The 22896-nt window shown below is 48.0% G+C and carries 14 protein-coding genes; 11 read left to right on the top strand and 3 right to left on the bottom strand.

Features of this window, described 5'->3' with window-relative positions; all coding sequences use genetic code 11:
* Positions 1–7: 7 nt before the first annotated feature.
* The 8 genes from gltB (at position 8) to SO_RS06105 (ending at position 9969) form a co-directional block, all read left to right on the top strand.
* A complete protein-coding gene (gene gltB / locus SO_RS06140) occupies positions 8–4456 on the top strand; it encodes a glutamate synthase large subunit (RefSeq protein ID WP_011071534.1) in 4449 nt (1482 codons plus the stop codon).
* Between the two features lie 6 nt (positions 4457–4462).
* A complete protein-coding gene (locus tag SO_RS06135) occupies positions 4463–5869 on the top strand; it encodes an FAD-dependent oxidoreductase (RefSeq protein ID WP_011071533.1) in 1407 nt (468 codons plus the stop codon).
* Between the two features lie 267 nt (positions 5870–6136).
* On the top strand, positions 6137–6847 hold the full coding sequence (locus SO_RS06130; protein ID WP_011071532.1) for a 5'-methylthioadenosine/adenosylhomocysteine nucleosidase: 711 nt from the start codon (positions 6137–6139) through the stop codon (positions 6845–6847).
* 31 nt (positions 6848–6878) lie between these two features.
* Positions 6879–7868 (top strand): cobalamin biosynthesis protein CobD/CbiB, encoded by a 990-nt coding sequence (locus tag SO_RS06125; protein ID WP_011071531.1) that lies wholly within the window; start codon positions 6879–6881, stop codon positions 7866–7868.
* Between the two features lie 55 nt (positions 7869–7923).
* Positions 7924–8301, top strand: a complete 378-nt coding sequence (locus tag SO_RS06120) for a DUF2721 domain-containing protein (protein WP_011071530.1) — start codon at positions 7924–7926, stop codon at positions 8299–8301.
* Positions 8298–8924 (top strand): trimeric intracellular cation channel family protein, encoded by a 627-nt coding sequence (locus SO_RS06115; protein WP_011071529.1) that lies wholly within the window; start codon positions 8298–8300, stop codon positions 8922–8924. The genes SO_RS06120 and SO_RS06115 overlap by 4 nt, the downstream gene beginning before the upstream one ends.
* Before the next feature lies 1 nt (position 8925).
* A complete protein-coding gene (locus tag SO_RS06110; protein WP_011071528.1) occupies positions 8926–9417 on the top strand; it encodes a nuclear transport factor 2 family protein in 492 nt (163 codons plus the stop codon).
* Positions 9418–9540: 123 nt separating this feature from the next.
* Positions 9541–9969 (top strand): hypothetical protein, encoded by a 429-nt coding sequence (locus tag SO_RS06105; protein ID WP_011071527.1) that lies wholly within the window; start codon positions 9541–9543, stop codon positions 9967–9969.
* A gap of 438 nt (positions 9970–10407) precedes the next feature.
* Here SO_RS06105 and tyrS read toward each other — a convergent pair whose 3' ends face one another.
* Entirely contained in the window at positions 10408–11604 is a 1197-nt protein-coding gene (tyrS, locus tag SO_RS06100) for a tyrosine--tRNA ligase (protein WP_011071526.1), read from the bottom strand.
* 125 nt (positions 11605–11729) lie between these two features.
* Between tyrS and SO_RS06095 the strand changes: the two genes are divergently transcribed.
* Positions 11730–13127, top strand: coding sequence for a peptidoglycan DD-metalloendopeptidase family protein (locus tag SO_RS06095; protein ID WP_011071525.1), 1398 nt, complete (start codon positions 11730–11732; stop codon positions 13125–13127).
* A gap of 20 nt (positions 13128–13147) precedes the next feature.
* Positions 13148–14257, top strand: coding sequence for an anhydro-N-acetylmuramic acid kinase (locus SO_RS06090; protein WP_011071524.1), 1110 nt, complete (start codon positions 13148–13150; stop codon positions 14255–14257).
* 17 nt (positions 14258–14274) lie between these two features.
* Here the strand turns inward: SO_RS06090 and SO_RS06085 are convergent, their stop codons facing one another.
* Positions 14275–16422 carry a winged helix-turn-helix domain-containing protein gene (locus SO_RS06085; RefSeq protein WP_011071523.1) on the bottom strand — a complete coding sequence of 716 codons (2148 nt, stop codon included), beginning with the start codon at positions 16420–16422 and terminating at the stop codon, positions 14275–14277.
* Positions 16423–16727: 305 nt separating this feature from the next.
* Here SO_RS06085 and SO_RS06080 point away from each other — a divergent pair, with 305 nt between their 5' ends.
* Positions 16728–19133, top strand: coding sequence for a S9 family peptidase (locus tag SO_RS06080; protein ID WP_011071522.1), 2406 nt, complete (start codon positions 16728–16730; stop codon positions 19131–19133).
* A gap of 658 nt (positions 19134–19791) precedes the next feature.
* Here the strand turns inward: SO_RS06080 and SO_RS06075 are convergent.
* A complete protein-coding gene (locus SO_RS06075) occupies positions 19792–22815 on the bottom strand; it encodes a TonB-dependent receptor domain-containing protein (RefSeq protein WP_011071521.1) in 3024 nt (1007 codons plus the stop codon).
* Between the last annotated feature and the right edge of the window lie 81 nt (positions 22816–22896).

The following is a 22896-nucleotide window of genomic DNA, read 5'->3' as shown; positions in this document are numbered from 1 at the left end:
TTTTTGTATGAGCTTATATCATCCCAGTTTTGAGCGGGACAATTGTGGTTTTGGCTTGATTGCACAAATGGATGGCGAAGCTAGCCATCGTATCGTGCGCACTGCCATCCATGGCCTTGATCGCATGAAACACCGTGGCGGTATCGCCTCGGACGGTCGTACTGGGGACGGCTGTGGTTTATTAATGCAGCTACCATTGCAATTCTTTGAGGCCGTAGCCGCTGAAAATGACTGGCACTTGAGCCGCAAGTTTGCCGTGGGCATGTTGTTTTTAAGCCAAGATGAAGAACTGGCTGACCAAGCCAAGTTTATTCTCGAACGCGAATTGGAACGTGAAACATTAAGTATTGCTGGTTGGCGTAAGGTCCCCGTCAATCCCGATGTATTGGGGGAGATTGGTAAATCGAGCCTACCACAAATCTATCAAGTGCTGATCAACGCCCCTATTGGCTGGCGTGAGAAAGATCTTGAACGTCGCCTCTACATGGCACGCCGCCGTTTAGAGCAGCAAATTACTGACGATAAAGACTTCTATGTCGCGAGTCTTTCAGGCCAAGTCATCGTCTACAAAGGCTTGATGATGCCAGCCGACTTGCCCGCATTCTATCCCGACCTTGCTGACATTCGTTTGAAAAGCTCTATCTGTTTATTCCATCAGCGCTTTTCAACCAATACTTCACCTAAATGGCCATTGGCTCAGCCCTTTAGGTATCTTGCCCATAATGGCGAGATCAATACGATTACCGGTAACCGCCAATGGGCTAGGGCTCGTGCCTATAAGTTTAATTCCCCCCTTCTGCCCGACCTACAGCAGGCAGCGCCTTTTGTGAATGAAACCGGTTCCGACTCTTCCTCCCTCGATAATATGCTCGAGATGCTGCTCTCAGGCGGCATGGACCTATACCGCGCCATGCGTTTGCTGATCCCGCCAGCATGGCAAAGTAACCCTGAGATGGATGACGAGCTAAAAGCCTTCTATGACTTTAACTCCATGCACATGGAGCCATGGGACGGCCCAGCGGGTATCGTCATGACCAACGGTCGCCACGCCGCTTGCGCAGTCGATCGTAACGGTCTGCGACCATCTCGTTATGTGATCACCAAAGATCGTATCTTAACCCTCGCCTCAGAAGTCGGCATTTGGGACTACGCCGCCGATGAAGTGATTGAAAAAGGCCGCGTCGGCCCAGGTGAGCTGTTAGTGTTGGATACATTAAATGGCCGATTATATCAGTCATTCGAAATCGATAACGATCTTAAGCGTCGCCACCCCTACAAAGAATGGATGGCGAAAAACAGTCGTACTTTAATTCCTGCCGAGCAGCTAACGACAGAGCAACATGGCGCCAGTGAATTAAGCCCTGAGCAACTGCTGCAATATCAAAAGCAATTTGGTTACACCCGCGAAGAACTTGAACAAGTGATTTGGGTACTGGCAAAACAAGGCGAAGAGGCAACGGGCTCAATGGGCGACGATACGCCAATGGCAGTATTGTCGAAAAAGTCGCGCTCGCTCTATGACTATTTCAGGCAGAAGTTTGCTCAAGTCACGAATCCGCCAATCGATCCATTGCGTGAAAAGCACGTGATGTCCTTGGCGACCTGTATTGGCCGCGAGCAAAACCTCTTCAATGAAACCACGGGGCATGCCTATCGAGTGATGTTCAACTCACCGATATTATTGTTCAGTGATTTCAATCAATTACTCGGATTAGATAGCACTTACTATCGCGCCAATATCGTCGATTTAAACTACGAACCGAAAGAAGGCTTAGAACAGGCGATTCGCCGCATCACCTCAGAAGCTGAGCGTTTAGCCCGTAGTGGCACTACGCTGCTGATTTTATCCGACCGCGCAATTGATAAATCGGCGCAGGTGATTCCAGTGGCAATGGCGGTGGGCGCAGTCCAACAAATGCTGGTAAGTAAGAGCCTGCGCTGCGATACCAACATCATCGTTGAGACGGCATCGGCACGTGATCCGCACCACTTTGCGGTGCTACTCGGCTTTGGTGCGACGGCGATTTATCCCTATTTAGTGTACGAATCTATCTCTGATCTGGCGAAACGCCATGATTTAACCGATACCACAGCCTTGATGCTCAACTTCCGTTACGGCATCGAGAAAGGTTTACGTAAAATCATGTCGAAGATGGGGATCAGCACCATCGGTTCCTACCGCTGTAGCCAACAGTTTGAGGCCATTGGTATTGCCAGCGATGTGATTGAGCTGTGCTTTAAAGGGGTCATTAGCCGTATCGAAGGCGCCAGTTTTGAGGATATCGCCAACGATCAAGCGCTACTGCACAAGGCCGCTTACCGCGCCCATGTGCCACTGCCACAGGGTGGTTTACTCAAATACGTTGACGGCGGTGAATACCACTGCTTCAACCCTGATGTCGTCAACACACTGCAGGCATCGTTAATCGATAAGAATTTTGCGACCTATAAGAAATTCGCCGAATTAGTCGATAACCGCCCAATTGCCACGTTGCGAGATTTGATTGGCATTAAGGCTGGCCAAACTGCAATTGAACTGAATAACGTCGAAGCTGCCAGCAACTTATATCCACGCTTTGACAGCGCGGCCATGAGTATAGGTGCCTTAAGCCCAGAGGCCCATGAGGCGTTGGCCATCGCCATGAACCGTTTAGGCGGCCGCTCTAACTCGGGCGAAGGTGGTGAGGATGCTCGTCGCTTTAATACCGAACGTAACTCGGCGATTAAGCAAATTGCCTCGGCGCGTTTTGGCGTAACTGCCCATTACCTAGTCAATGCCGATGTACTCCAGATTAAAGTGGCACAGGGCGCCAAACCCGGTGAAGGTGGCCAACTCCCTGGCCATAAGGTGAGTGTCGAAATTGCGGGGCTGCGCCACGCGCGTCCCGGTGTAACACTGATTTCACCACCACCGCATCATGATATTTACTCTATCGAAGACTTAGCCCAGCTGATTTTCGATTTAAAACAAATCAATACCAAGGCACTGATCTCTGTGAAGTTAGTGTCTGAGCCCGGTGTCGGCACTATCGCCACCGGAGTGGCAAAAGCCTACGCCGATATGATCACTATTTCTGGCTACGATGGCGGCACGGGCGCAAGCCCTATCACCTCGGTGAAATACGCAGGTAGCCCATGGGAACTCGGCCTTGCCGAAGTACATCAATCTCTGGTGGAAAATGGTCTGCGCCATAAGATCCGCTTGCAGGTCGATGGCGGCTTAAAAACCGGTACTGATGTTATCAAGGCGGCCTTACTCGGCGCCGAAAGCTTTGGTTTCGGGACTGTGCCTATGATTGCCTTAGGTTGTAAGTACCTGCGTATTTGCCACCTGAACAACTGCGCAACTGGTGTCGCGACTCAAGATAAGAAACTGCGCGATAACCATTACCACGGCTTACCAGAGCGAGTGATGACTTACTTTGAGTTTGTCGCCGAGGAAGTCCGTGAGTGGATGGCGACTTTAGGAGTCAGTAAGTTTGAGGACTTAGTTGGCCGCAGTGAGTGGTTACATACCTTAGAAGGGCAAACCGATAAGCAACGTGGACTCGATTTAGCGCCAATCCTGTATCAGCCTAATGTCAGAGCCAGTACCTCGCGCACGTGGCAAGAAACCAATCCACCAGCGGATTTAGGTTTACTCAACCAACATTTGCTCAATGAGTGCCAGAGTGCGGTCGATAAGGGCGAGAGTTTCGATGCCGCTTACAGTATCAACAACACCGACCGCTCAGTGGGCGCACGTCTATCGGGTTATATCGCCACCACCCTTGGCGTTAAAGGCAGCAAGGCCCCGATAAAACTCAGCTTTAACGGCAGTGCTGGCCAAAGCTTTGGCGTTTGGAACAGCCCAGGTCTTGAACTCAAGCTCTGCGGCGATGCCAACGACTACGTAGGCAAAGGCATGTCGGGCGGTAAGATTGTGATTTATCCACCGCTGGGTAGCCCCTTCCAGAGCGAGCGCAGCGCCATTGTCGGTAACACTTGCCTGTATGGCGCAACTGGCGGCCGCTTCTTCGCCGCAGGCCAAGCGGGTGAACGTTTTGCGGTACGTAACTCAGGCGCCATTGCCGTGGTTGAAGGCTTGGGCGATAACGGCTGCGAATATATGACCAGCGGGATTGTGGTTGTGCTCGGCAAAACTGGGGTGAACTTCGGCGCGGGGATGACTGGCGGTTTTGCCTATGTCTTTGACCAATTTGGTCGCTTTAATCGCCGCGTCAATAGCGAACTGGTCGATACCCAAAAACTCGAATCGCCTATTCAACAGCAACATTTAAAAGGCTTGATTGAAGAGCATGTGGCCGAGACGGGCAGTGAGCACGCGAAGATGATCTTAAGTGACTTTGCTAACTGGTTAGATTGCTTTGTATTAGTGAAACCAAAAAACATTGCCGTTGCAGATCTGCTCAAATTAGAGCAATCGAGTCCAGAACTGGCAGTTAAAGCGGGGTAATAGCAGATGAGTAACGATTTTCAATTTATTGAAGTGGGTCGCAAAGACCCAACCAAACACCCTGCGGCAAAACGTTCGACTCAGTTTATTGAGATTTATCAGCCCTTTGCACAGGCTCAGGTGAGCGAACAAGCGGATCGCTGTTTAGATTGTGGTAACCCTTACTGTGAGTGGAAGTGTCCACTGCACAACTACATTCCTAACTGGCTAAAGCTCGCGCAACAGGGCCGGATTATGGAGGCGGCAGATTTAGTCCATGAGACCAATACCCTGCCCGAAATTTGCGGCCGCGTCTGTCCACAGGACAGACTCTGTGAAGGCGCCTGTACCCTAAACGCCGACTTTGGCGCTGTGACTATCGGTAATGTGGAAAAATACATTACCGATACCGCTATCGCCCAAGGCTGGCGTCCGGATATGAGCAAGGTCACGCCACGTAAAGAAAAGGTCGCGATTGTCGGCGCAGGACCAGCGGGTTTAGGCTGCGCCGATATTCTTGCCCGCAATGGAGTAAAGGCTGTGGTGTTTGATAAGTATCCCCAAATTGGTGGCCTGCTGACCTATGGTATCCCCGCCTTTAAACTGGATAAAGCCGTAATGGCGACTCGCCGCACTGTGTTAGAAGGCATGGGCATTGAGTTCAAACTGGGCGTAACTGTCGGCAAGGACGTTGCCTTTAATCAATTGCTTGAGGAATACGATGCCGTCTTCCTTGGCATGGGAACCTACACCGCCATGAAAGCGGGCCTTGAGGGTGAAGATGCTCAAGGCGTTTACCAAGCCCTGCCCTATTTGATTGGTAATACCCATCACCTGATGGGCAGCACAAGCCCTGATATGCCTTATCTTAACCTTGCCGGTAAACGCGTAGTGGTCTTAGGTGGCGGTGATACCGCCATGGATTGTGTTCGTACCGCCGTGCGCCAAGGTGCCAGCAGTGTAATTTGTGCCTATCGCCGTGATGAGGCCAACATGCCAGGTTCTCGCCGCGAAGTACAAAATGCCCGTGAAGAGGGAGTGAACTTCCTGTTTAACCGTCAACCCGTGGCGATTAAAACCCAGGATGGCAAAGTGCTAGGTGTGGAATGCGTTGAAACCCAGATGGGCAAGGCGGATGCCAGTGGTCGTCAACGGGCCGAAGCGATTGTGGGCAGTGAGCAGTTACTCGAAGCCGATGCAGTGATTATCGCCTTCGGTTTCCAACCAAGCCCAGCGCCTTGGTTTGCCGATTACGGCATTGAACTCGACCAATGGGGCCGAGTAAAAGCCAGTAAACAGGCCGATAATCCTTTCCAAACCACCAATCCCAAGGTATTTGCTGGCGGCGATATGGTAAGAGGCTCGGACCTTGTCGTTACCGCGATTGCCGAAGGACGGGATGCCGCGCAAGGCATTCTTAACTATCTGGATTAATGGTTCTTTGTTGTACCGCGGTCACTGTGAGTCTCGGACTCGTCCCCACGAATCCTCACCATTTACAGGTGACTTATCACAAAAGATGAATAAAACGCGCGCACCTTAAGGTGCGCATTTTTACCCAGTCCCTGTTTAATATTATCCCTATCAAGCAATCGTAATCCCACAATCACGCCAAAGCATAACTGTGGTATATTAGCCGCCATTCCGTCGTCCCACATATTCAGTGGAATCACACATTCAGTAGAATCAAAAGGGTCACCCATGAAAATAGGTATTATTGGCGCAATGGAGCCAGAAGTTGCTCATCTTATTGCGGCTATGACAAACACTTCATCACAAACCATTGCAGATATTGAATTTATCGCTGGCACCTTAGCGGGCAAAGACGTAGTGGTCACGCGCTCGGGCATTGGTAAAGTCGCTGCCAGTATCGCCACAACCCTATTGATTGAAAAATACGCCCCCGATGCCGTAATCAACACAGGTTCCGCCGGCGGCTTTGTCGACTCGCTCTCAATTGGTGATATCGTAATTTCATCAGAAGTGCGTCACCACGATGTCGATGTCACCGCATTTGGTTACGAAATTGGCCAAATGGCGCAGCAACCAGCGGCATTTATTCCAGCGCCATACTTAGTGGAAGCCGCCAATAAAGCCATTGCGCAATTAGGCGAAGTGAGAGCCATTGAAGGATTGATCTGTACCGGTGATAGCTTTATTTGCGACCCAGTACGCACCAAAACCATGCTGGAACACTTCCCAACCATGGCGGCCTGTGAAATGGAAGGTGCGGCGATTGCCCAAGTATGTCACCAGTTTGGCGTGCCTTTTGTGGTCATTCGCTCGCTCTCTGACAACGCCAACAACGACTCCCCCGTCGACTTTGACGCTTATATTGTAAAAGCAGGCTATCATTCAGCACTGATGGTGATGTTGCTGCTTGAGCAATTGGAACCCAACTCTGTAAAGTAATTAACTAAAGCATGATTGTGGAAAGTACCTGATGCACAGCTCTTTTTATCAACAACTTGTCGAAATTGATGGCGCTTTGTTCGAAGGCTTCTTGGTACTTTTCTTTGCTTTATTACTGGCGCGTTTGGCGCCATTACCCAGGGAAATGCAGCCACTGATTTGGTTTAGTCACTTAGCCAAACAGCTCGCAGCCAAAGTCAATCGCCCCGGGCGCGCACCCAGCCAACAAGCTACTGCGGGCTTTTTAGCCATGTTGTTACTGGTATTCCCCTTCTGGGCGATTATTACTTTTTTGCTCGAACTGGCAGCCTTCCCATGGTTTTTTGAGTTTTTAGTGCTGTATCTGTGTTTGAGTGATGCAGGCTTTAGCCAAGTGGCCGACGAAATCGCTAAAGCATTAAACCGCGAGGATAATGCCAGCGCAAAAAAGTTATTACAGCCGTGGGTTGTCCGTGATACGGATAATCTGTCGGAAGTAGGCTTAACCAAAGCGACGATAGAAAAACTGGCTACGGCACCGATTTACGGCACGGCGTCGACTATCTTCTTTTTTGCGATCGCGGGCGCGCCTATGGTGCTGGCGGTCAGAATGATTAAACAGCTCGAGCTCAGCTGGCCACCCATACAGCCCAAATATCAGTATTTTTGCCGAACAGTGCACACGCTCTCGACCGCGCTGCTGGCAATCCCTGCGTGGTTATGGAGCCTATCAATTGCAATTCAGGGCGGTCCTAAAGCGTTAGCTTTATTGTTTCGCACCTCTAAAAATCATCCCGCACTGCGCGGTTACGTGATGAGCGTGTCATTAGTGGCAAATATTTTACGGATTGAATTGGGTGGTCCACAAAAATTTTCAGGCCAACGTATTGATGTGGCAAAGGTTGTCTATGGTCCACAACCTCATCACGAAATGATAGCCCCAGCGATAAAACTCACCTCTCGCGCCTGTGCGATTTGGTTTAGCTTTATTACGTTACTTCCTTTCATTTGGGCAGGTTTACGCTGGCTACAAACCCTGTGATATGATGTTTTTCATCTTAACATTAGGTTAAAGGCTGACTATCTTGTTCGAAAATATGCATGTTTCATTAACAACTCCCGCCTTGTTATTTCCAGCAATTTCCTTGCTGTTACTTGCTTACACCAACCGATTTTTTGCACTGGCAGCACTGATCCGTCAGTTGAGTAGCGGCGATAAACCCGTACATCAAGATCAGATCAAAAACTTAAGCCAGCGGATCCGTATTATTCGCCGCATGCAAGAAGCCGGCGTATCCAGCTTTGCCCTGTGTGTACTCTGCATGATTTTCATTTATATCGGTTTGAATAAGACGGGCTCAATCATCTTTGGTGCCAGCTTGTTACTGCTACTCTATTCACTGATTCTATCTGTCATAGAAATTCGTATCTCTGTGGATGCACTTAATATCCACATCAAAGAGATGAGTAAATGAATCACTGGATTTACTTCTTCGATTTATGTGGCACGGCGGTATTTGCCCTTTCTGGCGCTTTAGCCGCTGGTCGCCACCGTATGGACCCTTTTGGGGTGATAGTGCTTGCGTCGGTGACAGCAGTGGGCGGTGGCAGTATCCGCGATGCGCTGATTGGCGCAACCCCAGTATTTTGGATCCGCGACCCAAACTATATTATCGTTATCCTTGCGACTGTAGTGGCCTGTTTGTTGTTAGTACGTCGCCCACGCAAGATGCCTGAGTACGTCCTCCCCGTCGCCGATGCCTTAGGTTTAGCCCTGTTCACTGTGATTGGTGCCGAAAAAGCCCTCAATATGGGGCTAAGCGGCATGATTGCAGTGGTGATGGGCTTGATCACCGGCGTAGGAGGAGGCATTATTCGAGACTTGCTGTGCAGACAAATCCCGATGGTATTGCGCACAGAAATCTATGCCACAGCCTCCATTATCGGCGGTATAGGCTATACCGTAAGTTTGGCCTGCGGTATGGGCGAAAAAACGGCACTTTTTTTAGCCATGGCCAGTGCGTTAATCATCCGTCTATGCGCCATCAAATGGCATTTATCATTACCCGCTTTTGATCTCAAAACCAAGAGGGAATAGTTTGCGAATTTTGCGTCTTTTAGTCTGTCTTATTTTTGTTCCGGCGCTATTTCCCGCGCATGTACATGCAAACTCAGGGGAAATGCCAGCAGAACAGCAGTTAGCCGTAAAATATATGAACGCGCTAACCGAGCACGACTATCAAACACTTAGCAAATTCTATAACCGCGATAGTGTTTTTTTCGATAAGACCGCCAACCGTAAATACACGGGTGGTCGTTTTATTATCGACTTTTTCGAGCGCGCCCATGAGGGGGTGCTCGAATATGATTTCAATATCGAGCATATGTATAACGCGGGCTCCTTAGTGGTGATGATTGGTAACTATCACTTTAAGGGACCGGGGGAGCAGTTTGGTAAACCAGGCAAAATCATTGATGTCGCCATCCCTGGCGTCACTAGCCTTAAACTCGATATGCGCACCCACAGAGTCGCAGAGCATATGGATCTGATTGATTACCAGACACTGTCAGATCAATTAGCGATGCAGTAATCACAAAATTTAACTTTGATTGAAACTCGAGCCCCAAAAACGAGTCGAAACTAACAATGAGTCATACGACTAAACCAAGGCATTTGATGCATCACTCGGTCGTTTCGTTTCAATGAGGTTTGTATGAAGTTTTTTGGACTGATTGCCCTACTCGCTCTGAATGGTTTTATGCTCTCGCAAAACGCTCAAGCCCAGCAGCCCATAATCGTATCCTATGCAGTGCAACCAGTAAGCCATTTCAATCAGCAACTGCGTATCGCCCAAGAGCAACATCAAGCTTGGAGTACAGATCCAACGGCTATCAGCAGCCAATATGCGGGCAATAAATTCACCTTAGTCCGTACTCAACCAACAAAGAATGGTGTGTTTACCTACCAAGTGAGCGAGATCTCCAAACAACACCCGCAAATGCTGCTGATTTTGTCGCTCAAGAAGGATGCTCAGCGCTGGCAAGTCGATTCAGCGCAATTGGCGTGGAAATGTAGCGAAGGGCAGCATTTTGGCACTGACAGATGCAATATTGGCGAACATGAGGCCAGCACGGCGCCATAATTCTTTTGCGATAAAAGACTGAAACAAAAAGAGCGCCAATAGGCGCTCTTTTTGTGGAATAGATGACAGTTGACTACGTCAGTGCTTAGGGCGTGTTGACGTTTCGAGATTAAATTTTGTTCGTTCTGGCAAGTTCGTGCTCGCGAAACGAGGAATGATGTGTAGTTTACTCAAATGACGAGCGGCTCTTATGACAGAAAGTAAGAGCAAGGGCTTGCCAGGCGAACCCTTCGGGCAGCATTTGGCTGGCTTTTCTGCCGCGTTATCGTCCGTTTATGTAGAATAACTACACTGCACGGACTTTGCCTTGCATAAAAGCCAGCCAAATTGCTGCAAAAATAACCCTGAAACGTCAACACGCCCTAGTTACAGCCATAAGCACTGACATAAGTTAAATCAGCGGCGGATTAACCAATGGCTGATTAAACCAATCGCTGATTAAACCAAAGTCACTTTAGCAAACTTACGCTTACCCACTTGGAATACCGCAACGGTACCTGCGCTCAGCGTCATACGGCTATCATCAATCTTCTCACCGTCCATCTTCACAGCGCCTTGCTTAATCATCCGCAACGCATCTGAAGTCGAGCCGACTAGGTCAGCATCCTTGAGTAAGTTAGCAATTGCTAAGCCTTCACCCGCTGCTAATTCAACCTCAGGGATATCATCAGGAATAGCGCCCTTTTGGAAACGGTCGATAAAGGCTTGATGGGCACTTTCGGCTGCCGCTGCGTCATGGAAGCGCGCGATAATTTCCTTCGCTAAGCTAATCTTGGTATCACGAGGGTTAGCGCCATTGGCTATATCTTGTTTGAATTGCTCAATCTCGGCCAGAGGACGGAATGACAACAACTCAAAGTAGCGCCACATCAGCTCGTCAGAAATAGACATGATTTTGCCAAACATCTCATTGGCAGGTTCACTCACACCAATGTAGTTGTGCGCCGATTTAGACATTTTCTTCACACCGTCTAAACCTTCAAGCAGTGGCATCATAATCACGGCTTGTGGTTTTTGACCTTCGGCTTTCTGTAACTCACGACCCATTAACAGGTTGAACTTCTGGTCTGTACCGCCTAATTCAACGTCGGCCTTGAGGGCTACAGAGTCATAGCCCTGTAGCAGCGGGTACATAAATTCGTGGATAGCAATCGATTGGCCCGACGCATAACGCTTCTTAAAGTCATCACGTTCCATCATACGAGCAACGGTTTGCTGCGAGGCTAAACGGATCATACCGGCCGCGCCCAATGGCTCTAACCAACTCGAGTTGAACTCGATACGGGTTTTTGCTGGGTCAAGAATTTTATAGACCTGCTCTTTGTAGGTCTCGGCGTTGGCCAACACTTGCTCACGGGTCAGTGGCGGACGAGTGCTATTTTTACCACTTGGGTCTCCCACCATACCGGTAAAGTCACCAATTAAAAAAATGACCTCATGACCTAACTCTTGGAATAATCTTAATTTATTTAAAATTACTGTGTGTCCAAGATGGATATCCGGTGCGGTAGGATCTGCGCCTAACTTGATACGAAGTGGACGTCCTTTTTTGAGTTTTTCCAGCAGATCCGATTCGAGTAAAATCTCGTCGGTACCACGTCTAATTTCTGCTAATACTTGGTCTAAATCAGCCATCTCGGCGGGGACTCCTAAGGCCATGGTCATAAAATGAGGAGACTTATGTTACTTGTTAGCCACCACAATTGAAAGTGTGTAAACTAACGGATTATTCAGGCCTTAGGTTATCGGTATCGGCGTCAATGGGAAAGGTTATAACGTTATTTAAATTGTTGCCTAAAAAGCATCAAATTCTCCTTAGCATTCTTTCAGTTATCACAATGATAACTTTGCTCTTTCCCTCTGAAGAAGCGCAAGCTTCACGACAAACTCAAGGTGTTACCAACCATCAAGTTAACACCCGTTACGATGTGCCCTTAGCCTTTCGCTCGCCGGACCGCCCAGAAGGGATTGAAGGGCAAACACCGGATGCGCCAAATAACGTGACTCCGCTATCTTCAGCAGAGGCGTTAGCTGCGGGTAATCATTCCGCCACCGAAACGTTGGAGAGCGCCCACCATCGGGATGTTGAACACTTTGATGTGAAGAATGGCGATACCTTAGCCGCCGTATTTGAGCGGGCAGGACTCACTAGCAAAGATGTATATGAAATTACCCAGTTGCCTCTCGCCAAACAAAATCTACTTAAAATCATTCCCGGCGAAGAAATTGTGATTTCTAAGGATGCCAATGGCGACTTAACCGAGGTGCGCTACCGTGTTGATGCGATATCGACCTTAGTGATCACTAAAGCTCAGGACAAGTATTCCGAGAAAATCTCCGAAAAAGACATAGAGATCCGCCCCAAATTCACCAGTGCGAAAATTAAGAGTAACTTCTGGAATGCCGCCGTGGATGCGGGCTTAAATGCTAACCAAATCATGCAACTCTCCACGGTATTTGGCTGGGACATCGACTTTGCCTTAGACTTACGCGAGGGCGATAGCTTCGCGATTATCTATGAGCAAGAATATGCCGAAGGCGAGTTTTTACGTAATGGCAATATTTTAGCCGCGGAGTTTATCAACCAAGATGAACGTTACACCGCGGTGCGCTATACCGACGGCAACTACTATTCTGAAAACGGCACCAGCATGCGTAAGGCATTCTTACGCTCACCCGTGGACTTTAAATACGTTAGTTCCAACTTTAATCCGAGACGACTACATCCAGTAACAGGGCAGGTCAAAGCCCACCGTGGCGTTGACTATGTTGCCGCAATTGGCACCCCCATTAAGGCCGCCGGTAATGGACGCGTTATCGAATCAGGCTACAGTCAATTTAACGGTAACTATGTGTTCATTAAGCACAACGATACCTATACGACCAAGTATTTACACCTGACTAAGCGCAACGTCAACAAAGGGGCCAGCGTCAAGCAGGGTCAAATCATTGGTACATTAGGAAAAACAGGACGAGTTACTGGGGCGCATTTACACTATGAATTTATCGTTAATGGCGTACACCGCAATCCAAGAACGGTGGATTTACCGAAGTCCGAATCCATCGCCCGTAAAGAAAAGTCCCAATTCGACGCACTCAGCAAACAACTGATGGCAAACATTTCGCAAAACAAGCAAACGCAATTGGCAATGCAATAACGACTCATGGATCCCACCAAATGAACAAGGCTTATTATATTGGACTGATGTCAGGCACGAGTATGGACGGCGTTGATGCTGTGCTGGTCGATTTTGCGGGCGAGCAACCTCAGCTTATTGGTACTCATACCGAGACAATTCCAACGCATTTACTCAAAGGTTTACAGCGTTTGTGCTTACCGGGTACAGATGAGATTAATCGTCTTGGTCGTCTTGATCGCAGTGTCGGCAAACTGTTTGCACTGGCGGTCAATAATCTGCTCGCCAAAACCAAGATTGCGAAAGATGAGATTATTGCCATTGGCAGTCACGGCCAAACCGTGCGCCATATGCCGAACCTTGAAGTCGGTTTTACGCTGCAGATTGGCGATCCCAACACCATAGCCACAGAAACAGGTATAGATGTCATTGCTGATTTCCGCCGTAAAGACATTGCGTTAGGTGGGCAAGGCGCTCCGTTGGTGCCCGCCTTCCACCAGCAGACGTTTGCCCAAGTCGGTAAAAAACGTGTCATCCTCAATATTGGTGGTATTGCCAACATCACCTATCTGCCGGGCAATAGCGAAGAAGTCTTAGGCTTTGATACTGGGCCAGGCAACACCTTAATCGATGCATGGGTCCAGCAGGTAAAAAATGAGTCCTATGACAAAAACGGGGCGTGGGCGGCATCGGGTAAGACTGATCCTCAATTACTGGCGCAATTGCTCTCACACCCTTATTTTTCCCTTGCCTATCCTAAGAGCACTGGGCGAGAGTTGTTTAATCAGGCTTGGTTAGAACAGCAATTATCGGCTTTTAATCAATTAAATGAGGAAGATATCCAATCGACACTACTGGATTTAACCTGCCACAGTATCGCTCAAGATATCCTCAAGCTCGCTCAGGAAGGCGAGCTATTTGTCTGTGGTGGTGGCGCTTTCAACGCCGAGCTAATGCAGCGTTTGGCGGCACTACTGCCAGGTTATCGCATCGATACGACCTCGGCACTGGGTGTTGATCCCAAATGGGCTGAAGGCATTGCCTTTGCTTGGCTCGCCATGCGTTATCAATTAGGCCTGCCCGCCAATCTGCCAGCGGTCACCGGTGCCTCCCGCGAAGCCATATTGGGTGGACGTTTTAGCGCGAAATAATCCTGCTTTGCAATAAGCTACTTCAACAGCTTATGTTTTAGCAGGATAATGTCCCGCTGTGGGAAGCCATCGAGCGTCATCACTAAGCGGTTTGCCTCCGGAATATACGTCATGGAGCCAAAACCGCTTAAGCTCGAACGTGGCACTCTCAAGAGTGAAGTGACCTGTTGACTGCTCGCCTCCCAATAATTCAATAGCTGCTCGTGACCATTACTCGATTTAAAGTAAACTCCGCTTGCGGTAAGCACCCAGTTATTACCCGCGCGAAATGCGTCGGTTGAGATTAACTGCTCAACGTGTTCGGGCTGCGTTAAATTAATCTGCCACAGTCCATTCTCGCCATCGCGGCTAAAAACCAACTCGGTAGCCGATTTGGCAAAACCCACCGCCATACTCAATGAACTAATCACCCGAGGAGCACGATTGTCTAAGTAAAACTCCGTAATACCATCAGCGGTTGAGGCAAGCACAGCAGTCCCCTGCCAATTCCAACTTGGACGACCATGGTTGTGATAACTCGACGCTAATGCGGTAATGTTTTTATTGGTTAAATCTAAAATAAAAATGCGATTACCTTCATTTCGATCATCGGGGGCAATAAATGCAATTCTAGACCCATCGGGTGACCAGCGCGGATAGGCCACTCGTGACTTAAGTTGAGTAAGTTGTTCTAGTTTTTGGCCATTGATATCTGAGGTCCAAATCTCGTTATAACCCGTCTCACTAGAAACAAATACTATCCGCTTTGCTTCAGGGGAATAATCTGGATTACGGTGGCTCACTCCAGAATATAATAATGGGAATAAACTGCCTGGCACTTTATCCCCGAGGGAGAAATACGCCATCTGGAATTGACGGTGATATTGGTGATAAACCAGCTCCCCCTCAGCGGATACGCTACTGGGATAACTCATCCCTTCCACATCCAGAGAGCGGATCTGCGCCGTGTTAATATCGAGAGTAAATCCATTACTGCTTCCGGAATCTTCGGTCGCGAAGACTAACGCCTGACTATCAGGTGTCCAACTTAACCCTCGAATATCTTCTAACCCTTGTGTAAGCCGCTTTTCATGGGCACTGGCTAAATCTCTAATAAAAATATCTTCTGAAATATTGCTAAAGCGCCTTGCTATCGCAAGCCATCTCCCATCGGGGCTGTAAGCTAAATCTCGGTCTTCATAGTTACAGCGGGTATCGCAGGATAAGCGTTCTGCCGTCGCTTCGGTTGACTTAAGCGATAAACGATAAATCCCGCCCATCTTTTCTGACTCATGGGCAGAGATATAAGCAAGATATTGACCATCGGGTGAAATATCTATCGCGGTCATATCCGAACTGCAGGGTGCTAAGGCTCTCATTTCATTAGTCGCTAAGGTCAACTGAGTGATGGTGCACTTTCCTGTAGCATGACTGCGGGATGCAAAAAATAATGCAGTATCATCTAAGCTCCACACTGCTCGTAGTTCGGATGAAGATGAAGGCGTTAACTGACGTGCAGGTAAATCTGCACGTTTAAAATCCTTAAGATAAAGACTAGAAGTCAACCCTGGTCGACTGGCTCCATAGACCAACCAACGCCTATCGTGGGATAACTGAGGATAGCGCTCAGATCCAGGATCACGAGTGAGTACAGTAAGTTGGGTATCCATCATCCGCAATTTATCTTGATACAAATGCACACCCATCACTAAAGCGCAGATAAAGGTTATAACCCCCATCACTATCGCCATAACACGCATGCGTTTGGTGGCATGCTGCAATTTAGCCTCGGTGGTTTGTCGTTGCTCTTCACCGTCATCAAAGGTGTCGTAAATAGGCGGCAATAACAATCGATATCCGGTTTTACGCACGGTTTCAATCACACCGCTTTCCTGAGCGAAGGGGGATAATTGCTGCCGCAAATGCCAAATCGCGTTAGTGAGCGCCTTAGTACCCACGTAGACGTTGCCCTCCCATACTTTATCAATCAGCTCATCACGGGTAACCACCTCAGGATAACGAAGGGCTAGATAGCTAAGCACTTCAATAAACTTGGGTTGAAGCGAGATTTTAGCGGATTCATTTTGGTGAGGTTCATCGCCCAAGGTTTGAAATGAAATTGAGTTATCGGAAGGGTCAATGCGACAGCGCCCCAAACAGAAACTCAACTTATTCTTATCCTTCATATTTTCTCACACCCTTATTATTCATTTTATGGTTACGGTAATGAGTACATCATGTCGCTAAATACTACCTAAGACTTAGCAAGCTTGGCAATCTAATGATTTAAAGTAATTATTTAAAATTCAAAATATTAGCTAATAAAAAATCTAAAAAAGAGATTTAAACAATATAGAATCGAGTCAGGATAGATTGCGACTAAGCAACAGATTGCTTACAACTGCATGACCAGTAAAAACATAAGAGTCAAAGCCTTACTCCTGCCGAACATTTATGCAGCAGGGGATATGCCCTTTGTAGGAACCCATATATGCTTCGTTTAGCCTTGATTTGCATCTGGATGATGCTCTGCCCTATTTTTACGCCAAAAACCTTAGCGCAGGACTACCAAAAACCTTCCCCGGCATTGCAGCAAACCATTACCCACAGTACCAGCCTCACGACTCGACTCTCAAACGATAACCAATGGCTGGCATTGCTCAGTCCCATTTCGGCCCCTAGCATTGCTACCCTTGCTATGCCAGAGCACAAACTGGCGGGGTTACGTATCGCAGCAGAGCAATTTTTACCGAGCCGTATTACCCAGCGTTATCATCAGCTCACGCTTATCAATATCAAAGACAACGGGCACCGGGTCATCACCTTGCCAGGTGGATATGATATTACTGAACTTAGGTTTTCTCCCGATAGCCGTAATCTCTCTTATGTAAGTTTAACGCCCGAGGGCGGCTATTTATTTGTTTATAATATCGCTAAAGATCGCCATCAACAGCTGTCAAATGAGCGTTTAAACGGCACTATTAGTCTTGATTATCAATGGGCTAATAATAAAACTCTGCTTGCTCGCTTTGTAATAGCACAAGACATAAGCGCAAGTCAGCCCCACGTTTCCATCAGCCCGAAAACCAAGGAAACCTCAGGCAAAAATAGTCCGCAGCGCACCTATCAAGACTTACTGAAAACCTCGGCAGATAAGCAGTTATTTAGCCGCCTGACTACCAGTCAACTTGCGCTAGTAGATTTAGAAGGCAAACTCACGAAAATCGGGGCGCCGGGGATTATTGAAGATTTCTCGGTGTCTCCCGATGGCCAGTATATTTTGAGCCGCCAAATCACAACGCCCTTCTCAACTCAGGTAAAGTATGATGATTTTCCAACCTTAACAGAGATTTATAACCTTAATGGCCAACTGATTACCCTGTTACACCAGAGCCAAGGAGGGGAATCTCGACCACAGGGAAAAGATTCAGTCCTGCCTGGTCCGCGTATGTTCCATTGGGTACAAGGTCAAGCGGCGACCTTAGCGTTTACCAAAGCACTAGATCAGGGAGATAGCCAGCGAGATGCGCCGCAGCGTGATAGCCTTTGGCTACTCGACCCGCCCTTTACTCAACAAGCCACTCGCGTTGCACAAACCCAGTGGAGGATTACAGATATTGACTGGGCTGAAAACCACTTAGCCTTAATCACTGAGCGTAATAGCAAAGCTCAACAGATCAGACTCAGCAGTCTAAACACCCGCCTTGGGGAAAGCTCACTGCATACCTTAAACGAGCGTAATCTGCGCGATAAGTACCAAGACCTAGGACTCTTTGCAAAACACTATTATCCAGGAAAAGGACAAGTCGTTAGTTTGCAACAAGGGGCTAAAACCACAGGACTAATTCACTATGGCCAAGGTGCCACCCCACAGGGCGACAAGCCTTTTTTAAAGCGCACTTCACTCATAACAAGTGAGTCATCACTACTATGGCAATCCGCATCTAACAGATTAGAATCAGTGCGTTATGTGTTAAATCTTGACCCATTACAACTCATCATCAACCGTGAAAGCCCAACAGAATCCCCTAGCCTTGTCCTACTCAATGCCGCCAAAGAAAGCGTACTTTACGAGCAACCCGATGGACTGAGTGCTTATCTGGGCATGCAAAAACAACTTATAACCTTCAAAAGAGCAGATGGTGTACCTCTTTCAGGGACGCTGTACCTACCCGCCAATTACACCAAGGAACAAGGAACCTTACCCGTATTGATGTGGGCTTACCCGCGGGAATTTAACGATCCCGAGGTTGCCGGCCAAATTAGCTTTAGCGCCAATCAATATCCCACCATCAGCCCAAGGGGCCCAATACCTTTGGTCGCCGAAGGCTTTGCGGTGTTTGATAAAGTCTCAATGCCCATCATTGCCCAAGGGGATAAAGAGTCCAATGACACCTTTCGGGAGCAATTGACGGCCAACGCACAAGCCGCTATCGATACCTTAGTCGATTTAGGTATTGCTGATCGCAAGCAAATCGCCGTTGGCGGGCATTCCTATGGTGCCTTTATGGTCGCCAACTTACTGGCGCATACGGATTTATTCTATGCAGGTATCGCCCGTAGCGGAGCTTATAATCGCAGCCTAACGCCATTTGGTTTTCAAAATGAAGAACGCACCTACTGGCAAGCCAATGATATTTACCAACAAATGTCGCCATTTAATTATGCGGATAAGATCAAATCGCCTTTACTGCTTATTCATGGCGAAATGGATCAAAATTCAGGTACTTTCCCGCTGCAATCTGAGCGTCTGTTTGATGCGATTCAAGGGTTGGGCGGCAAAGCAAGATTAGTAATCTTACCATTTGAAGGGCACAGTTATACGGCCAAGGAATCCCTAGAACATCTACTGTTTGAACAAAGCCAGTTCTTAAAGGTGAATTTACCCCCCAAGTAACTTGTCATTCAATGCTGTAATGAATCGATAAGTTCGCATTACCGCTTAATATCTTGTCAAGATGGCTCCCAACCATACCCTTGGCGGCATATATACTCGCCGCTAAGGGGAATATCAGTTCATACCATCGAGCCCGTAAAAACATGATTCTTTGGTATATTGTTAAACCAACACCATTTTGCCCCCATCCCCAACTTAACTGACCTGCCGAACTCGCTTAGCTAAAACTTTTGCGTAAACTCACCGTTAAAACCGCTTAATACCAATCACATTAAATATCTAATCAGTTCAGAGCCTCACAGGCATTTCAATCCCAGGCGCATTGACGCAGAAATGGTCATTCCCTTTTAAGTCAATGCAACACCGGAGTGGGATGCTTGTGTGGCTCCCAAAGGGCGGCTGATGTTCACTGTATGGCAACGCGCTTTATACTGCGTTTAAGGCTTTCGACAGAACACCACTATGCCTTCAAGCCTTCGCCTTGTCTAAAGCGCGTTGAATTCCCGCTGAATGAACAGATATTTAATACGATTGGTATAACTATCTGAAGGAACCATAGCCAACAACAGTTCCTTTCTTGCTTAAGCCATTTAATTGTCAATAAAAAACCGCATGCAGGGAACCACATGCGGTTTAACCAACTTAAGTTAACTGACCTTTAGAACTTAAGCTCTGCACCTAGGTAGGCATAACGCCCTACACCACCGCCGTAGGCACTGCTGTAGTTACCGGTACCCGTTTCAATTAAGTCGCCACCATCAGCGACCCAAGGACCTTGGTTGTCGAAAATATTGCGTAAACCGCCGTATAAACGTAATTCAGCCTGACTCACGTCCATGGTGTAAGACACTGACAAATCATGAGTGATATACGAGCCATAGAACAAGAACTCTGGCGTTTCTGGGTTCGCCACAGCACTGGCATCACCGGCGTCGAGTTTGGCTTGGTTTTCGGCTTTCAGCACATTCCATTCTTCAACTCGGTCATGGCTATCAACCATTGCGCTCTTATACTTCGCGCTCCAACGCACACGCCAATCATCGTTACTCCACGTTAATGACAGCGTGCCTCGGTCTTCAAAAATCCCGCTAGTAAGCTCACCCACATAATCCTCTGCCACTAAACCATCAGCGCCGTAGTAACTTGAGCTGTATTCCAACACGTGGGTCCAGTTAGTGTTTAAGCTCAGTTCACCATAATCAGCCAGTTCCCACTCGTAGGCCATTGCGAAGTCGATACCACGAGTAACTATGTCATTCAGGTTCAGTTCCTGCTGAATAACCTGGGTGATTTGGCCCTCAGTATCACGAGTGATATCCTGACAGTACTCATTACCTGCACCATAAGGATTACTCGAGTTATAACACTCAGCCAGAATGTCCTCGTTGCTTAATGAACCAATAGCATCAGCAACTTTGATATCGTAATAATCAACCGCGAGGTTAAAGCCTTCAAGGAAGGCTGGCGCCATGGTAAAACCTAAGGTGTAGGTATCCGCCGTTTCTTCGGTCAGGTTTTCATTACCTGCGTTAGGAGAATACTTAGAGCCCGTTTCCGCCTTAAAGGTGCCAGTACTCGCAATAGCCACAGCAATCCCAGGATCGAGACGACAGCTATCATGCCCAGCGCCTGTTGAGGTTGCCGTCACACCATTACAAATATCGCGAATACTGTCGTAATCACCACGGGGTGGAGAGATGAGCTCAGTGATATTCGGCGCACGTTGTGAACGTGAGTAGTTGGCACGTAAAGCATAGTTTGCAATGGGTTCCCACAGTATGCCGGTACGGTAGCTCGACATTAAATCAATGTTTTTCTGACTGTAATCCGCAAGACGCAAGGACACATCCACATCAAGCTTATTAGCGAAGCTCATATCCCTTAATAAGGGTAGATTCGCCTCACCAAAGGCTTCCCATACGGTGACATCACCTTCAAAGGGAGGAACATCGTTAAAGGTAATCGCATCACCACGCATCGCCTTATCGGTATCGACAGCCTGCGTATCACGGCGATACTCCATCCCGAATGCCGATTGCACACCACCCGCAGGGAGCTCAAACAACTCGCCAGAAATATACCCTAACGCATTGAATTGAGTGATATCGGTATTGATATAGGGATTAGCGCGAATATAGTCCGCCCCTTCCTTGCTGATAGAGCCTTCACCAAAGATATTGACGGGCACACAGCCTTCAGCTCTGGCGGCTTCGCTGGCACATTGAATAGTGACACCATCAGCGGCATATACGGCATTCAAGGCATTTCTTAAACGACGAATGCTGATCTCATTGCTACGGCGTTGACGCTGCTCGAACTGACCGTAGCCCACTGACGCATCCCAAGTCCAAGTTTCAAACAAATCCCCCTGTAAACCCGCCCAAGTACGCAGCGTGGTACGCTCGTTATCACTTTCAACAGGCCCAACCTCTTCGAAACGACGATCCCAGGTAATACTTTTCCCCCCTGTCGCGGCAATTTCAGCGGGTATATAAGGGTTATTGGCTAAAATACTGCCCGCATCAATCATCCCTGGTAACCCAGTGATGGGATCGATATACAGCTCAGCATCGTTATAGTCTTGACCTTCTGCGTCGGTACGGCGAAACGCAGTATTACGACTAAATTGTACTTGTGCATTCGCACGAACACTTTCACTAAGGTCATAGTTTACTTTGACCGCTGTCGCCAAGGTATCCTCAGGCACCTTCAATAGACCCGTGGTATAACCGTTATAACCATCACGTTCTTCTTTGAAGTCAGTTTTAAGTTCAGTGCCATCGTACCACCAAGCGTTCGACTTAAAGCGGCCACCAACGATATCGTTGCTGCGCTCACGCCAATCTTCCGGAGTGATATCCCGCATACACTGATAACCATCAGCGGTATTCATGGTGTTACACATTTGCTTTTTATCGTAGGCAAAGCTTGATTCATACAGGGCTCGTTCCCTGTCAGTGGCGAATAACCCATGCTGTTTATCATAGGTAGCACTGGCGTAAATGTAACCTTTATCACTATTGAAATCAGCACCATAACCAGCATCAACTGTGGTTTCACGGCCGCCACCTTCAGTCGTTTCACCACCACGGGCGTTAATCTCAAACCCAGTCTTGTTTTGCTGGGTGATAATATTGACCACGCCTGCAATCGCATCCGAACCATACACAGCAGATGCACCGCCAGTAATGATTTCGACCTTATCGACCATGGCTGCTGGAATCGTACTTAAACTGACGTAGTTACCACTGTAACTGTTAGAAACAACGCGACGACCATCAATAAGGGTTAAGGTACGATCCGTACCTAAGTTACGTAGGTCAATGGTTGATAGGCCGGTATTTTGCACACTCGATTGGCTATTAGTGCTACTCACCCCTTCCGCCAAGGCCGGAATTTGGTCAACTAAAATATCCGCCAATGAGCCGATACCGCTATCGGCGATATCCTTGGCATCCAAGCCCTGTAAAGGCGTACTTAATGAAAAACTATCTCGCTTAATCCGCGAACCCGTTACCGTGACCTTTTCGATGCCATCGTTTTTATCCGCGGTTTCGGTTTCATTTCGAGTCGCATTTTCCTTAACTGCTTTCACTTCTATCGGTTCGGCAGCCCATGCTACCGAAGGAACAATACCAAACATTGATGCTTGTATTGCTAAGGTCAATAGTTTCTTCTTCATCCTTCCCACCTTCACTTTGAGACATCGCAAACCATTTTTGTTGTTATGTAGAGCGGTTACTTAAATTAGCCCAATGCCTTC

The sequence above is a fragment of the Shewanella oneidensis MR-1 genome (assembly GCF_000146165.2).
Classification (GTDB): Bacteria; Pseudomonadota; Gammaproteobacteria; order Enterobacterales; family Shewanellaceae; genus Shewanella; species Shewanella oneidensis.
This window is presented reverse-complemented; position numbering and strand designations above follow the sequence as displayed.

Bases quoted from the DNA above. Each gene is read 5' to 3' on its own strand.
- SO_RS06095 (WP_011071525.1), top strand. From the start codon at position 11,730: ATGGGAAAGGTTATAACGTTATTTAAATTGTTGCCTAAAAAGCATCAA.
- SO_RS06120 (WP_011071530.1), top strand. From the start codon at position 7,924: ATGCATGTTTCATTAACAACTCCCGCCTTGTTATTTCCAGCAATTTCC.
- SO_RS06080 (WP_011071522.1), top strand. From the start codon at position 16,728: ATGCTTCGTTTAGCCTTGATTTGCATCTGGATGATGCTCTGCCCTATT.
- SO_RS06085 (WP_011071523.1), bottom strand. From the start codon at position 16,422: ATGAAGGATAAGAATAAGTTGAGTTTCTGTTTGGGGCGCTGTCGCATT.
- SO_RS06130 (WP_011071532.1), top strand. From the start codon at position 6,137: ATGAAAATAGGTATTATTGGCGCAATGGAGCCAGAAGTTGCTCATCTT.
- SO_RS06105 (WP_011071527.1), top strand. From the start codon at position 9,541: ATGAAGTTTTTTGGACTGATTGCCCTACTCGCTCTGAATGGTTTTATG.
- gltB (WP_011071534.1), top strand. From the start codon at position 8: ATGAGCTTATATCATCCCAGTTTTGAGCGGGACAATTGTGGTTTTGGC.
- SO_RS06125 (WP_011071531.1), top strand. From the start codon at position 6,879: ATGCACAGCTCTTTTTATCAACAACTTGTCGAAATTGATGGCGCTTTG.
- SO_RS06115 (WP_011071529.1), top strand. From the start codon at position 8,298: ATGAATCACTGGATTTACTTCTTCGATTTATGTGGCACGGCGGTATTT.
- SO_RS06090 (WP_011071524.1), top strand. From the start codon at position 13,148: ATGAACAAGGCTTATTATATTGGACTGATGTCAGGCACGAGTATGGAC.
- tyrS (WP_011071526.1), bottom strand. From the start codon at position 11,604: ATGGCTGATTTAGACCAAGTATTAGCAGAAATTAGACGTGGTACCGAC.
- SO_RS06135 (WP_011071533.1), top strand. From the start codon at position 4,463: ATGAGTAACGATTTTCAATTTATTGAAGTGGGTCGCAAAGACCCAACC.
- SO_RS06075 (WP_011071521.1), bottom strand. From the start codon at position 22,815: ATGAAGAAGAAACTATTGACCTTAGCAATACAAGCATCAATGTTTGGT.